This is a genomic window from Streptomyces sp. DSM 116793 (assembly GCF_057320905.1).
In genome coordinates this window covers 1,256,250-1,269,835 of sequence record NZ_CM170494.1, presented here as the reverse complement: position 1 = coordinate 1,269,835, position 13,586 = coordinate 1,256,250, and the positions used below count along the sequence as shown (strand labels likewise).

At 76.5% G+C, this 13,586-nt stretch carries 11 protein-coding genes and 1 riboswitch; of the genes, 2 read left to right on the top strand and 9 right to left on the bottom strand.

Annotated features, from left to right (window positions below):
* Positions 1-82: 82 nt before the first annotated feature.
* A complete protein-coding gene (cobC, locus tag ACSMXW_RS05400; RefSeq protein ID WP_485804315.1) occupies positions 83-1,141 on the bottom strand; it encodes an Rv2231c family histidinol phosphate aminotransferase CobC in 1,059 nt (352 codons plus the stop codon).
* Positions 1,138-1,695, bottom strand: a complete 558-nt coding sequence (locus ACSMXW_RS05395) for a cobalamin biosynthesis protein (protein ID WP_485804314.1) — start codon at positions 1,693-1,695, stop codon at positions 1,138-1,140. Before ACSMXW_RS05395 ends, cobC begins: the two co-directional genes overlap by 4 nt.
* A 6-nt stretch (positions 1,696-1,701) precedes the next feature.
* Between ACSMXW_RS05395 and ACSMXW_RS05390 the strand changes: the two genes are divergently transcribed.
* Positions 1,702-2,430, top strand: a complete 729-nt coding sequence (locus ACSMXW_RS05390; RefSeq protein ID WP_485804313.1) for a ZIP family metal transporter — start codon at positions 1,702-1,704, stop codon at positions 2,428-2,430.
* Between the two features lie 155 nt (positions 2,431-2,585).
* On the opposite strand, the gene ACSMXW_RS05385 is transcribed toward ACSMXW_RS05390, so the two are convergent.
* From ACSMXW_RS05385 to ACSMXW_RS05355, 7 genes are all read right to left on the bottom strand, one after another.
* Positions 2,586-4,037 (bottom strand): cobyrinic acid a,c-diamide synthase CobB, encoded by a 1,452-nt coding sequence (locus tag ACSMXW_RS05385; RefSeq protein ID WP_485804312.1) that lies wholly within the window; start codon positions 4,035-4,037, stop codon positions 2,586-2,588.
* Between the two features lie 394 nt (positions 4,038-4,431).
* Complete coding sequence (gene cobO / locus ACSMXW_RS05380) at positions 4,432-5,049, bottom strand: cob(I)yrinic acid a,c-diamide adenosyltransferase (RefSeq protein ID WP_485804311.1); 618 nt, start codon at positions 5,047-5,049, stop codon at positions 4,432-4,434.
* Positions 5,049-7,262, bottom strand: coding sequence for a putative cobaltochelatase (locus ACSMXW_RS05375; RefSeq protein ID WP_485804310.1), 2,214 nt, complete (start codon positions 7,260-7,262; stop codon positions 5,049-5,051). The genes cobO and ACSMXW_RS05375 overlap by 1 nt, the downstream gene beginning before the upstream one ends.
* 160 nt (positions 7,263-7,422) lie before the next feature.
* Positions 7,423-8,934, bottom strand: a complete 1,512-nt coding sequence (locus ACSMXW_RS05370) for a cobyric acid synthase (RefSeq protein ID WP_485804309.1) — start codon at positions 8,932-8,934, stop codon at positions 7,423-7,425.
* Entirely contained in the window at positions 8,931-9,980 is a 1,050-nt protein-coding gene (locus ACSMXW_RS05365) for a cobalamin biosynthesis protein (protein ID WP_485804308.1), read from the bottom strand. Before ACSMXW_RS05365 ends, ACSMXW_RS05370 begins: the two co-directional genes overlap by 4 nt.
* 54 nt (positions 9,981-10,034) lie before the next feature.
* Positions 10,035-10,158, bottom strand: a riboswitch (cobalamin riboswitch).
* Positions 10,159-10,321: 163 nt separating this feature from the next.
* Positions 10,322-10,543: a hypothetical protein gene (locus tag ACSMXW_RS05360; RefSeq protein WP_485804307.1), complete on the bottom strand. Its 222-nt coding sequence runs from the start codon at positions 10,541-10,543 to the stop codon at positions 10,322-10,324.
* Positions 10,544-10,965: 422 nt separating this feature from the next.
* Positions 10,966-12,381 carry an anion permease gene (locus ACSMXW_RS05355; RefSeq protein ID WP_485804306.1) on the bottom strand — a complete coding sequence of 472 codons (1,416 nt, stop codon included), beginning with the start codon at positions 12,379-12,381 and terminating at the stop codon, positions 10,966-10,968.
* 400 nt (positions 12,382-12,781) lie between these two features.
* Here ACSMXW_RS05355 and ACSMXW_RS05350 point away from each other — a divergent pair, with 400 nt between their 5' ends.
* Positions 12,782-13,513 carry a class II aldolase/adducin family protein gene (locus ACSMXW_RS05350; protein ID WP_485804305.1) on the top strand — a complete coding sequence of 244 codons (732 nt, stop codon included), beginning with the start codon at positions 12,782-12,784 and terminating at the stop codon, positions 13,511-13,513.
* Positions 13,514-13,586: the final 73 nt, after the last annotated feature.

The following is a 13,586-nucleotide window of genomic DNA, read 5'->3' as shown; positions in this document are numbered from 1 at the left end:
GCGGCTGCCCCCTGGGGTGGTGGCGTGGCGGGTCTCGTTGTGGCTGAGTGCGTGGTTCCCCGCGGCCCTACGGGGGAGCCGGTTACTCGAGAACCTCGGTCAGTGCGGTCAGGAAGCGGTCCGTCGTGGCGCGGTCGCGTACCGCCACGCGGAGCCAGTCCGGGCCCAGCCCGGGGAAGGTGTCGCCGCGGCGTACCGCGAAGCCGTGCTCGCGCAGGCGGGCCCGCACCGTCTCGGCGCCGGACAGCCGGACCAGCACGAAGGGTCCGCGGGCCGGGCCCGCGACCCACGGCCCGCGGTCGCCGCGACCGGCCGCGGCGCCCAGCCGGGTGAGCCCGGCGACCAGGTACTCCCGGTCCGCCGCGCCCGAGGCGGCCGCACGCTCCGCCTCCGCCAGCGCGGCCGGCGCCACGCAGGCCCGCGCCGCGGCGAGCGCGGGCGTCGAGACCGGCCACAGCGGCTGGGCGCGCGCCAGCGCGGAGACGGTCCCGGGGTCCGAAAGGACATAGCCGACCCGCAGCCCGGCGAGCCCCCACGTCTTGGTGAGGCTGCGCAGCACCACGAGCCCCGGCACATCGGTGCGGCCCGCCAGCGACTCCGGCTCGCCGGGCACCGCGTCCATGAACGCCTCGTCCACCACCAGCAGCCGTCCCGGCCTGGCGAGCGCGGCCACCTCCTCGGCGGGGTGCAGCACGGACGTCGGGTTGGTCGGATTGCCGAGCACCACCAGATCGGCGTCCTCGGGCACCGCCCCCGCCCGCAGCCGGAAGCCGTCCCGCGCGTCGAGCAGCACCCTGCCGACGCGGTGCCTGGCGTCCCGGAGCGCCGCCTCGGGCTCGGTGAACTGCGGGTGCACCACCACCGGCCTGGTCACCCGAAGCGCCCGCGCCACCAGCACGAACGCCTCCGCGGCGCCCGCCGTCAGCAGCACCCGCTCCACCGGCAGCCCGTGCCGGGACGCGACGGCCGCCCGCGCGGCCCGGTCGTCCGGATACGCCGCGAGCCCGTCCAGCGAGGCGGCGAGCCGCGCCCGCAGCCACGGCGGGGGAGTACCGGACCGGACGTTCACGGCGAGGTCGACGAACGTCCCGTCGCGGACCTCCGCATCGCCGTGGTGCCGCAGATCGTGGTCGTCGCTCATGCTCTCCCCCCGCGCCCGGTGCCGTCCTCGGCCCCCGCGGCGCCGTTCCCCGTGGTGAGTGGCGCGGTTGGCACGGCCTGCTCCCGCGCGGTGCGCGCGGCCCCCTTCCGTCCTGCCGGGCCGGGCACCGGCCCGGGCAGCCGGGCGACCGCACAGGTCGCACGCGCCGGGCGGCACCCGGAGACCGTCTTCGGCACGACGAGCCGGCCACCGCGCAGCAGCGCCGCCGCCTCCGCGACCGACGGCGTGCCGACAGCCGCCCGCGCCACCGGCGACGGGTTCGGCACCCGCACCCGGGCCAGTTCCCGGGCCGGGTAGGCCACCAGCGGCACGCCGAGCAGCGCCGCGGCCCGGCGCAGCCCCGGCTCGGCCGCGCGCGCCTCGACGGTCGCCAGCTCGGCGACGGCGCCCAGCGGCAGCCCGGCCGCCGCGAGCACCCCGGTGACCAGCCGGACCACCTCGTCCCCCGGCACGCCCGCCGAGGCACCGACCCCGACGACCAGTGGCCCGGGGCCCACCCCGCGTGTGCGGCGTGCGGACCCATCGGCTACCAAAGGACCATGGTCGTGCTCGTGGCACTGGGTTCCTTTCTGATGACGCTGGTCGGCGGCTGGACGGCCCAGTTCGTCGCCGACCGCCGCCACCTGGTGCTCGGGTTCGCCGGTGGCCTGATGCTCGGCGTCGTCGGCTTCGACCTCCTCCCGGAGGCCCTGGAGGGCGCCGGCGAGCACGTGTACGGCGTACCGGCCGCCCTGCTGCTGTTCGTGGCGGGCTTCCTCGTCGCCCATCTCGTCGAGCGGCTGCTCGCCCTGCGCCAGGCGGAGCACGGCGCCCACCGGCCCGACCAGGTGCCCCAGCTCGGCCTGGGCGCGGCCGGCGCGATGGTCGGCCACAGCATCGCCGACGGCGTCGCGATCGGTGCGTCCTTCCAGGTGGACGAGGCCATGGGCCTGACCGTCGCGCTCGCCGTCGTCACCCACGACTTCGCGGACGGCTTCAACACGTACACGCTGACCAGGGAGTCCGGCAACGCACGCCGCAGCGCCTGGCTGATGCTGCTCGCGGACGCGCTGGCGCCCGTCGCGGGCGCGGCGTCCACGCTGCTGTTCTCCATCCCCGAGCGGGCGCTCGCCAGCTACCTGGGGTTCTTCGGGGGCGTGCTGCTCTATATCGCCGCCGCCGAGATCCTCCCGGAGGCCAGCCACCGCCACCCGGCCCGCTCCACCCTGCTGTGCACGGTCGCCGGGGTGGCCCTGATGTGGGTGGTGATCGGCACCGCCGTCGACTGAGCCCGACGGGGGCGAGGGGGTCCAGGGGTCCCATGGGGCGCGGCCGCGGGGGTGCGCGGTGTGCTCCGGGCCGCGCGGCCGGGCGGGGCGTCCGGTGCGGTGGTCCGTGCGACGGCCGGTGCGGTGGTCCGTGCGACGGCCGGTGCGGTGATCCGTCACGGGCGCGCGCACCCGTCCGTGAAGCGCCGCACCACACCGGGCTGCGCGGCCCAGTGCGTGTGCAGGTAGCTGGCGTGCACACCCCGCTCGACGAAGCCCTCGACGCGCCGGTCCGCCCCGTGCAGGCCCCAGGCCGGGTGCGCGCCGGCACCCGGCTCCAGCGCCGTGCGGTGGAACTCGTGGCCGCGCATCCGGGTGCCCGGCGCGGCCAGCACGCTCCCGGACACCGCGACCGCCTCCCGGTACCCCAGCGTCAGCTTCGGCGTCATCCGGGCCTCGGCGTCCAGCACCCCGCACATCGGGGCGCCGTCCAGCGACCGGGCCAGATACAGCAGCCCCGCGCACTCCGCCACCACCGGCGCACCGGAGCGCGCCAGCGCGCCGACGGCCGTGCGCAGCGGCTCGTTGGCGGACAGTTCGGGGGCGTAGACCTCCGGGAAGCCGCCCCCGATCACCAGGCCGTCGGTGCCCTCGGGCAGGCCCTCGTCGCGGAGCGGGTCGAAGAACACGACCTCGGCGCCCGCCGCGGTGAGTAGTTCGACGTGCTCGGTGTACGAGAACGTGAAGGCCGGGCCGCCGGCCACCGCGACCCGCGGGGGACGCCCGGCGCGGCCCGGGGACGCGGGCGGAGGCGGGGCCGGCGACGGCTCCGGTGACGTGGTGGGCGACGGTGGCCGTGACGGTGGCGCGGTCGGCGGGGCGGCCGCCGCTGCGAGCGCCGCCGCCGGCTCCCACGCGGCCTCCGGGAGCGACCCGGCGGTGCGGGCCAGGGCCACCAGGGCGGGCAGGTCGCAGCCGGCCCGGACCCGTTCTGCCATGGCCCGCACGGCGTCGAGGGCCTCGGCGCGCCGCTCGGCCACCGGCACCAGGCCAAGGTGCCGGGCCGGAGTGCGCAGGTGCTCCGCCCGGCGCAGCACGCCCAGCACCGGCACCCCGGAGCCGTCCAGGGCGTCCCTCAGCAGTGCCTCGTGGCGATCGGAGGCCACCTTGTTCAGGATCACGCCGCCGATCCGCACGCCGGGGTCCCAGGAGGCGAAGCCGTGCACCAGCGCGGCCACCGACCGGGACTGTGCCGAGGCGTCCACGACGAGCACGACGGGGGCCTTCAGCAGGGCGGCGACCTGGGCCGTGGAGGCGAGCTCGCCGCGCCCCGACGCGCCGTCGTACAGGCCCATCACGCCCTCCACGACGGCGAGGTCGCAGCCTCGTGCGCCGTGCGCGAACAGCGGCCCGATCAGGTCCGTGCCACAGAGGAACGCGTCCAGATTGCGGCCCGGGCGGCCAGTGGCCAGTGCGTGGTAGCCCGGATCGATGTAGTCCGGGCCCACCTTGTGGGGGGAGACGGCGAGGCCGCTCTCCGCGAAGGCGGCCATCAGGCCGGTGGCGACGGTGGTCTTGCCGGTGCCCGAGGCGGGGGCGGCGATGACCAGACGGGGTACGGCGGTCACCGGGTCACCGCCGTACCGGCGGGGCGGCCGTCGCGCGGAGCGCGATGTGCGCGGTGCGCCGCCCCACGGCGGGCCCGGTGCGGTCCGGGCTGCCCCTGCGGGCCGGTGGCGACGTGACGGCTTCGTCGTGCTCGCGCGGGCAGTTCCCCGCGCCCCTGGGCAGGCCAGGGCCGGCCCGAACGCCAGGAGCCACCCACCAGGGGGCGCGGGGAACCGGGGGCACCTCCCACGCCCCTGAGGCAGCGGGGGAGCGACGAGCCGCGACGTGACCGCCGGATCCCCTCCGTCCCAGGGGGGCAGTCGCGGTAGCGGCCGGTGGGGCTCCCTCCCACGCCCTCGGGCAGCGGGGGACGGCCCATGGGTGGCCGCGCGCGCAGACCCCCGTGCCCGGGGCTCACCATTCGATGCCCTTCTGGCCCTTCTGGCCCGTGTCCATCGGGTGGCGGATCTTCGTCATCTCGGTCACCAGGTCGGCGAAGTCGCGCAGCGGCTCGGGCGCGTTCCTGCCGGTGATCACCACGTGCTGGGTGCCGGGGCGGTCACGCAGCGCGGAGATCACGTCCTCGGTGTCGATCCAGCCCCAGTGCAGCGGGTAGGTGAACTCGTCGAGCACGTACAGCCGGTACGTCTGCGCGGCCAGGTCGCGCTTGACCTGCTCCCAGCCCTCCCGGGCCTTGGCCTCGTTGGTCTCCTGGCCCGACGTGTCGCCGGCCGACGGGCGCTGGATCCACGACCAGCCCTCGCCCATCTTGTGCCAGGCGACGGTGCCGCCCTCGCCTGAGGCGCCCAGCACCCGCAGCGCGTTCTCCTCGCCGACCCGCCACTTCGCCGACTTGACGAACTGGAACACCCCGATGGGCCAGCCCTGGTTCCAGGCACGCAGCGCAAGCCCGAACGCGGCCGTCGACTTGCCCTTGCCGGGGCCGGTGTGCACCAGCACCAGCGGGCGGTTGCGGCGCTGGCGGGTGGTGAGGCCGTCGTCGGGGACGACGGTGGGCTGTCCCTGGGGCATTACGCGGCCCTCCTGTCGGTACGGGTGGTACCCGCGGCGCCGGTGGCGCCGGGGCTCTGCGGGCCGTACGGCGGCCTGGGCCCCGCAGCGGCCGGGGTGCGCGCCGCGCCGCGGACGTCCCTGACGAGCCCGGCCAGCGCGTCCGCGCGCAGGTCCGCCAGGGTGACGGCGGTGCCGCCGAGCTGCCCGGCCAGCCGTCCGGCCAGCCCCAGACGTACCGGCCCCGACTCGCAGTCCACCACCACCGACGCGGTGCCGTCCGCCGCGAACAGCCCCGCGGCGCGGCCCGCCCGGCCGAGCGGATCGGCGCCGCCGGTCGCCCGCCCATCGGTGACGACCACCAGCAGCGGCCGGCGCGCCGGGTCCCGCAGCCGCTCCACCCGCAGCACCTCATGGGCACGGAGCAGACCGGCCGCGAGCGGGGTGCGCCCGCCCGTCGGCAGCGCGTCCAGGCGGGCCGCCGCGGCGTCCACGGACGAGGTGGGCGGCAGCGCCACCTCCGCGGCCGCGGCACGGAACGTCACCAGTCCGACCTTGTCCCTGCGTTGGTAGGCGTCCAGCAGCAGGGACAGCACCGCGCCCTTCACGGCGCCCATCCGGCGCCGCGCCGCCATCGACCCCGAGGCGTCAACGACGAACAGCACCAGGTTGCCCTCGCGGCCCTCCCGCACCGCCTGCCGCAGGTCCTCACGGCGCACCAGGAGGCCGGCGCCGGTGCGGCCGCGGGCCCGCTGGTGCGGCGCCGCGGCCCGCACCGTGGCGGCCAGGTGCAGCTTCGTCAGGGCGCCCCGCGGCAGCCGTGCGCCGGTCGTGCGGCCCTGCTCGGTGATGGCCCGGGACCGCCGGCCCGCCGCGCCCTCGCCGAGCCCCGGCACGGTCAGCAGCCGGGCGCGGAACGGCTCGCCGGCGTGCACCGCGGCCTGCTCCGCAGCCTGCTCCGTGCCGCCGGTGGCCGGCGGCGGGCTCTGTGCGGGGATGCCGGGCACCTCGGGTGCGGGTCCGCCGCCGGCCGGCCCGTCCGCGCCCTGCCCGGCGGGCGGCGGGGGCGTGCCGCCGCCGTCCGGGCCCTCGGCGCCGGGCGGCGCGCCGCCGCCACCGGGGCCGTCCGGGTCCGGGTCGTCGTCGGTGCCGTCCGCCCCCGGGGCGCCCGGCGCGGGATCCTGCGCCGGTCCGGACTCCTGGGGCCGCTCGGGCTCCGGCTGCTCGTCGAACCGGTCCAGCGTCTCGTCGAGCCTGTCCTCGTCGAGCCCGGGGGCGTCGAAGGGGTTGCGGCGGCGGCGGTGCGGCAGCGCCAGCAGCGCCGCCGTGCGGACGTCCTCGCGGAGCACCTCGGTGCGGCCCGCCCAGGCGGCCAGGGCCGTCGCGGTGCGGGCCATCACGATGTCCGCGCGCATCCCGTCGACCTCGAAGGCCGCGCAGGTCGCCGTGATCTGCCGCAGCACCCCGTCGCCGAGCGTCACCCGCGGCAGCAGCGCCCGTGCCGCCGCGACCCGCTCCCGAAGCCGCGCCTCCTCGTCGGCCCAGCGCGCCGCGAAGGCCGCCGGGTCCGCGTCGTACGCGAGCCGGCGGCGCACCACCTCGGCCCGCTCGTCCGGCTCCCGGGACGCGCTGACCTCCACGGTCAGGCCGAACCGGTCGAGGAGCTGCGGCCGCAGCTCGCCCTCCTCCGGGTTCATCGTGCCGACCAGCAGGAACCGGGCGGCGTGCCGCACGGAGACGCCCTCGCGCTCCACATAGGAGGCGCCCATCGCGGCGGCGTCCAGCAGCAGGTCGATGACGTGGTCGTGCAGCAGGTTGACCTCGTCGACGTAGAGGATGCCGCGGTGCGCGTCCGCGAGCAGGCCCGGCTCGAAGGCCTTCACGCCCTCCGCGAGCGCCCGTTCGATGTCCAGCGAGCCGACCACCCGGTCCTCCGAGGCCCCCACCGGCAGCTCCACCATCCGGGTCGGCCGGGCGGTGCCGGACGGCTCCGTGTGCGGGCCGTCCGGGCAGCGCGGGTCGGGCGCTTCGGGGTCGCAGTTGAACCGGCAGCCGGTGACGACCCGGACGTCCGGCAGGACCGCCGCCAGCGCCCGCACCGCGGTGCTCTTGGCGGTGCCCTTCTCACCGCGCACGAGGACCCCGCCCAGCTCCGAGGAGAGCGCGTTCAGGACGAGGGCGAGCCGGAGTTCACGCTGTCCGACGAGGGCGGTGAAGGGATAGGGCGTGTCCACTGAGGGTCACTCCTTCGTGTGATGGCTCGGGAGAAGTGCTGATGTGTCCGGTCTCGAATGCGAGGGTCACCCGTCGTCCCCGCCGTCGCGGGGCTGAGCCGCAGCGCTCTCCGCGCACGCCGGCGGTGCGCTGGTCCGGTCCCCGCAGCGGCGGGGTGTCTCACGGGGCCCCCGGGGGCAGGAAGGGCAGGCCCTGCGGCGGGCCCTCCTCGATGAGCCGCCACAGCGCGTCCGTGTCCGCGTGCTGTTCGATCAGGTCGCCGAGACGGTCGAGCTGCTCCTCGCGCAGCGCCGCGAACGCGGTGTCGGGCGCCGGCACGAAACGCCGGCCCGCGTCGGCCGCGACCGCCCGGAGGAACGCGCGCCGGAACCCGTCCGACTCCAGGGAGCCGTGCCAGTGGGTCCCCCACACGGAACCCACCCGGCAGCCGTCGAGGAACGGCTCACCGCCGAGCACCTCGGCGACGCCGTGGTGGATCTCATAGCCCTCGACCGGTTGCCCGAACGCCTGACCGCGCGGGCGGGCCAGTGTCTTCTCCGGGACGAACCGGACTCGCACCGGCAGCAGCCCGAGCCCGTCGACGGACGGCTCGCGGGACTCCACGTGCGCGGTGTCGTCGATGTGCTCGCCCAGGATCTGCAGGCCGCCGCAGATGCCCAGCACGGGCCGGCCCTCGGCGGCCCGGCGGGCCAGCGCGGCGCCGAGGCCGCGCTCCTGCAGCCAGCGCAGCGCGCGCACCGTGCCGCGGCTGCCGGGCACGATCACCAGGTCCGCGTCGGCCGTCTCCTCGGGGCGGTCCACGAACCGCACCACCACACCAGGCTCGGCCGCCAGCGCGTCCACATCCGTGAAGTTCGACATCAGCGGCACCGCACACACCGCGACCCGCAGCACGTCCTCGCCGACCGGGCCGGCCGGCGTGCTCTCGCGCACGGTGCCGCGCAGCGAGATGCGCAGCCCGTCCTCCTCGTCGATGCCGAGGCCGGTCCGGAACGGCAGCACCCCGTACGTGGCCCGCCCGGTGAGGTCCCGCAGCGTTTCGAGGCCCGGTTCGAGCAGCGTCACGTCGCCCCGGAACTTGTTGACGAGGAACCCGGCCACCAGCGCCTGGTCCGCCTTGTCCAGCAGGGCGAGGGTGCCGAAGAAGGAGGCGAAGACGCCGCCGCGGTCGATGTCTCCCACGACCAGCACGGGCAGCCCGGCGGCCCGGGCGAGGCCCATGTTCACGATGTCGGTGCGGCGCAGGTTGATCTCGGCGGGTGACCCGGCGCCCTCGCAGACCACCACGTCGTGCGCGGCGCGCAGTTCCGTGAGGCAGTCCAGCACGGTGCCGAGCAGCCGCTCCTGCCGCCCGCCGTGGTACCCGCGCGCACTCATCTCGCCGACCGGGCGGCCCATCAGCACCACCTGGCTGCGCCGGTCGCCGCCCGGCTTGAGCAGCACCGGGTTCATCAGCACGCTCGGCTCCACCCGCGCCGCCTGCGCCTGCATCGCCTGCGCCCGGCCGATCTCGGCGCCCTCGCGGGTGACGAACGAATTCAGTGACATGTTCTGCGCCTTGAACGGCGCCACCCGCACGCCCCGTCGCGCCAGCCACCGGCAGATCCCGGCGGTGACCACGCTCTTCCCGGCGTCGGACGTGGTGCCGGCCACCAGCAGCCCGTGGCTCATACGGCGCCCTGCCAGGCCGCCCCGGTGCGCCGTGAGCCCGAACGGACGGGGCGGGACCGCCGGGCGGCGCCCACGCGCGGCCGGCAGAGCCCGGCGGCGACCAGCACGGCCAGCGCGCCCCAGCTCACCCGCCGGGACAGCCGCACCGCCCGCTCGACGTCGGCCACGGTCACGTCCCGTCCCCCGCCGCCCAGCACGGGACGCTGCTCCGCGCGGCCGCCGTAGGCCAGCGCGCCGCCGAGCCGTACCCCCAGCGCACCCGCGAACGCCGCCTCCACCACTCCGGCGTTCGGGCTGGGGTGCCGGTGTGCGTCGGCGCGCCACACCCGCACCGCCCCGGCCGGGTCGGGGCCGAGCGCCGCGGCGAGGGCCGCCGTCAGCCGGGCGCCCGGGCGGCCCACGAGGTCGTCGAGGCGGGCCGCCGCCCAGCCGAACCGGCGGTACCGGGGGGACTTGTGGCCGACCATGGCGTCCAGGGTGTTGACGGCCCGGAAGCCCACCAGGCCCGGCACCCCGGCCACGGCGCCCCAGAACAGGGCGCCGACAACGGCGTCGGAGGTGTTCTCCGCGACGGACTCCACCACGGCGCGGGCGAGTTGGGAGGCGTCCAGCGCCTCGGGGTCGCGGCCGCACAGGTGCGGCAGCAGCCGCCGGGCCTCCGGCACGTCGCCGGCGGCCAGCGCGGCGCCGATCGCCCGTGCCTCGCGGCCCAGTGACGTGCCGCCCACCACCGCCCATGTCGCGGCGGCGGTCAGGGCGCCGGAGGCGGCGGGGGAGCGGTGCACCGCGCGGGTGGCCAGCAGGGCGAGGCCCACCGCGCCGCCCGCGCACAGGGCGGTGTGCAGGGCGCCCCAGCCGCGGTGGTCGCGCCACAGCAGACGCTCCACGGCACCCGCGGCGCGGCCGAACGCGGCGACGGGATGCCCGCGGTGCGGGTCGGCGAGTACCAGATCGGCCAGGAGCCCCGCGGTGGCGCCGACGGCGGTGGGAAGAAGGGCGGGGGGTATGACCCCGCGTCGGGAGAAGGCCGTGTGCCGTCCCGGCATCGGTGTGTGTCCTCACTCAGGGTCCGCGCCCTGGCTCGACGGGACGACGGCGAGAGTCTCCTGGCTCCCGGATCCGCGAGCTCCCCCGGCCTTCCAGCCCTGTGGGCCGTGACGTCCGAGTGGGGGAGCGCTCCCCGGTGACAGTGGCGGGACCGCGCCGGACTCGCACCGGCTTCCTCTCCTGCCGCCGTACTTGCCCCGGCAGTCCACCATGCCCCGCGGGCCCCGTCAACCAGCCGCTGACCTGCGGCGGGAGAGTGTGCGCAGGCCCACACGGCACGGTGGGGCCCGCCGGGGACGCGGGTTCCGGCCAGGAGGCGATGACGGTCAGGAGATGACGGTCAGGAGACGATGAGATGGATACCGAAGGCGACGGCCGCCGCGCAGAGCGCGAAGCAGGAGTACGCGCCGGTGAGGGCGAGGGCGGCGCTGCCGCCCCTTGCGGTGGCCGACTCGCCTCTGGAGAGCCCGGCGATGCCGAGCGCGAACAGGCCCACCAGGGCCACGGTGACCATGAGGCTCACTCCGAAGACGGAGCCGAGTGCTGCCCAGTCGATGTGCATGGCGTGCCTGTTTCCTGTCTGCCGGTGGGACGGCTGCCGGATTGCCGGGTGCCGGGGACGGACGAGTCCGTGGGTCGATGAGTCCCCGGGCCGGTGGGGTTGGTGGGTCGGTGGGGTCGGTGAGCCGGTCGGTCGGTGAGCCGGTGAGCCGGGGGTTCGGTGGGTCGGATCGCTCGCGAGTCCATGAGTCGGCGAGCCCACGTGTCCGTGAGTCCGTGAGCCGTGAGTCGACGGATCGAGGGATCGAGGGATCGACGGACCGGGGACCGGGGATCGACGAGTGGGCGGGGGCGGGGCGGGGAGCGGGGGGTGAGGAGTCGATGAGGCTATGGGTGATTCGGTCGGCGGACGCGGCGGGGGAGGTGGGCTGGTAAGTCGTCAGGTCGACAATCCGGTGCGGCCTTCCCGTGGCCGGCGGCGGATCAGACCGCGGCCGGTTTGGAGGGCTCGGCGACGGGGGCGGCGGGAGCGGGTGCCGGGACCGTCCCGGGGGCGAGCGACGCGGGGACGGTGACCTGGGGCGGCTCGGTGACCTGCGGCGACTCGCCCGGTGACCCGGGACGGGCGCGGCCGCCGGCTCGCGCTGCGGCGCCGGTGGGCCCCGGTTGCGCACCGGAGGGCGTATCCGCGGGCGGCGGGGTGGTGGTGGCGACCGGGGTGGGCCGCGGACCGGCGGCGGCGTCCAACTCGGCCTCGGAGGCGTTGACGTTGCTGCGGTCGACGGGCCTGCGGCGGGACAGCGCGTAGATGACGACCGCGCCGGTGACCAGGAGTACACCGGTGACGGCGACGCCCCAGGTGCCCTGCCGGGTGAGGAACTCGGCGCCCGCGCCGACCAGGCCCGCGGCGGGCAGCGTCAGACACCAGGCCGCCAGCATCCGGGTGGCCGTCGACCAGTGCACCACCCCGCCCTTGCGGCCCAGGCCCGAGCCCAGCACGGCACCCGAGCAGACTTGGGTGGTGGAGAGCGAGAAGCCGAGGTGCGAGGAGGCGAGGATGGCGGTGGCCGCACTGGTCTGCGCGGCGAAGCCCTGCTGCGGCGCCAGCTGGGTGATGCCCCGGCCCAGGGTCCGGATGATCCGCCAGCCGCCCAGGTACGTGCCGCACGCGATGGCCAGGCCGGCGGCCACGATCACCCAGGTGGGCGGGGCGGAGCCGGGGGCGAGGACGCCCTGGGTGACCAGTGCGAGGGTGACGATGCCCATGGTCTTCTGGGCGTCGTTGGTGCCGTGGGCGAGGGCCACGAGCGCGGCCGAGGCGATCTGGCCGGCGCGGTAGCCCTTCTGGGTCGCGGAGGCCGTGCCGGGCGCGCCCCCCGGAGTCCCGGAGGCCTGGCCCGCCCCCGGCGCGCGGCGGCCGATGGCGTAGGTGACACGTGTGGCCAGCATGGCGCCGACACCCGCCACCACCGGTGCCGCAGCGGCCGGCAGCAGCACCTTGGTGACGACGGAGGAGCCGTTGACGGCCGACCAGCCCGCGGACATCACGGCGGCGCCGATCAGCCCGCCGAACAGGGCGTGCGAGGAACTCGACGGCAGGCTGAAGAGCCAGGTCAGCAGGTTCCACAGGATGGCGCCGACCAGCGCCGCGAAGATGACCTCGGTCCTGATGCCCTCCTCGTGAACGATGCCGCCGGAGATCGTCTTCGCGACCTCGACGGAGAGAAAGGCCCCCACCAGGTCCAGCGATGCGGCCATGGCCACGGCTGTGGTGGGTTTGAGTGCACCGGTGGAGATGGTGGTGGCCATGGAGTTGGCGGTGTCGTGGAAACCGTTCGTGAAATCGAACGCCAGAGCGGTGACGATCACGATCCCGAGGAGAAGCGTGAAGTGGTCCATTTACCCAGGCTTCTGTTGGGGGTCACAGGCGCGTTGACCGTAGGCAACCTGGGTGAACGGAAGATGAACTAAGAAGGTCATGGGAATGACCTGAAGGTGCCTGCCGGGTTGGATGCCCACGCGGGTGGCCGGTGCGCCGCCCGGTGCGGCCGTGGTCCGGACGGCCGGAGGGCCGGAGGGCCGGAGGGCCGGAGGGTCGGTCGGTCGGCCGGGTCGGTCGGTCGGCCGTCCGGGGCCGTCCCGTGGGCGGACGCGTCGGCGGGGGCGCGAGCGCCGGCGGTTGCGCCGGTGGTGGCCGTGCGCGCCGGTGCGGGTGCGGGTGCGCGCTACCGGGTGCCGGAGCGGGTGCCCGTACCCGGGGTGGCGCGCCGGCGGCGGGGGCGGTGGCAGTATCGGCGGCATGACGGACGGGATCGTTGAGCAGCAGCCGGGTGCGAGCGCTGTGGGTGGCGCCGCCGGGGACGGTACGGACGGGGGTGCGGGAGGTGAGGCGTCGGCCCGCGCCTGGCGGGACCTCGTCGCGGCGGCCCGCAGGACCGTCGCGGACGGCCTGGTCGTCGGCACCTCGGGCAATGTCTCCGTACGCGTCGGGGACACCGTCCTCGTCACCCCGAGCGGTGTCCCCTACGACCGGCTGACCCCGAAGGACGCCGTGGGCGTCGACCTGGACGGCCGGCAGGTGCTGGGCACCCTCGCCCCGACCAGCGAGCTGCCGATGCACCTCGCCGTCTACCGCACCACCTCCGCGACCGCCGTGGTGCACACGCACGCCGTGCACGCCACCGCCGTCTCCACCCTCGTCCCGGAGCTGCCGCTGATCCACTACATGTCCGCCGTGCTGGGCGGGCCCGTCCGGGTCGCCCCGTACGCGCTCTTCGGCAGCGACGAACTGGCCCGGAACATGCTCCGGGCCCTCGACGGGCGCACCGGGTGCCTGCTGCAGAACCACGGCACGCTCACCTACGGGGCCACCCTCGACGAGGCCTACGACCGCACCGCCCAGCTCGAATGGATGTGCCGCGTCTGGCTCACCGCCAGCGCGGTCCCGGGCCTGACGCCCAGCCTGCTGTCCACCGGGCAACTGGACGCCGTGCGGGAGAGGTTCCGCGGCTACGGGCAGCGGAAGGACTGAGCGGGGCGGTACGGGCGCAGGGCGCGAAGGCCGGCTGACGCGGGGGCGCGCAGGGCCGAGGGCGGCCCGCCGA

Excerpts from the sequence above, each read along its gene's own strand:
- ACSMXW_RS05355 (WP_485804306.1), bottom strand. The coding sequence starts at position 12,381 with ATGGACCACTTCACGCTTCTCCTCGGGATCGTGATCGTCACCGCTCTG.
- ACSMXW_RS05370 (WP_485804309.1), bottom strand. The coding sequence starts at position 8,934 with ATGAGCCACGGGCTGCTGGTGGCCGGCACCACGTCCGACGCCGGGAAG.
- ACSMXW_RS05360 (WP_485804307.1), bottom strand. The coding sequence starts at position 10,543 with ATGCACATCGACTGGGCAGCACTCGGCTCCGTCTTCGGAGTGAGCCTC.
- cobC (WP_485804315.1), bottom strand. The coding sequence starts at position 1,141 with ATGAGCGACGACCACGATCTGCGGCACCACGGCGATGCGGAGGTCCGC.
- cobO (WP_485804311.1), bottom strand. The coding sequence starts at position 5,049 with ATGCCCCAGGGACAGCCCACCGTCGTCCCCGACGACGGCCTCACCACC.
- ACSMXW_RS05390 (WP_485804313.1), top strand. The coding sequence starts at position 1,702 with ATGGTCGTGCTCGTGGCACTGGGTTCCTTTCTGATGACGCTGGTCGGC.
- ACSMXW_RS05350 (WP_485804305.1), top strand. The coding sequence starts at position 12,782 with ATGACGGACGGGATCGTTGAGCAGCAGCCGGGTGCGAGCGCTGTGGGT.
- ACSMXW_RS05365 (WP_485804308.1), bottom strand. The coding sequence starts at position 9,980 with ATGCCGGGACGGCACACGGCCTTCTCCCGACGCGGGGTCATACCCCCC.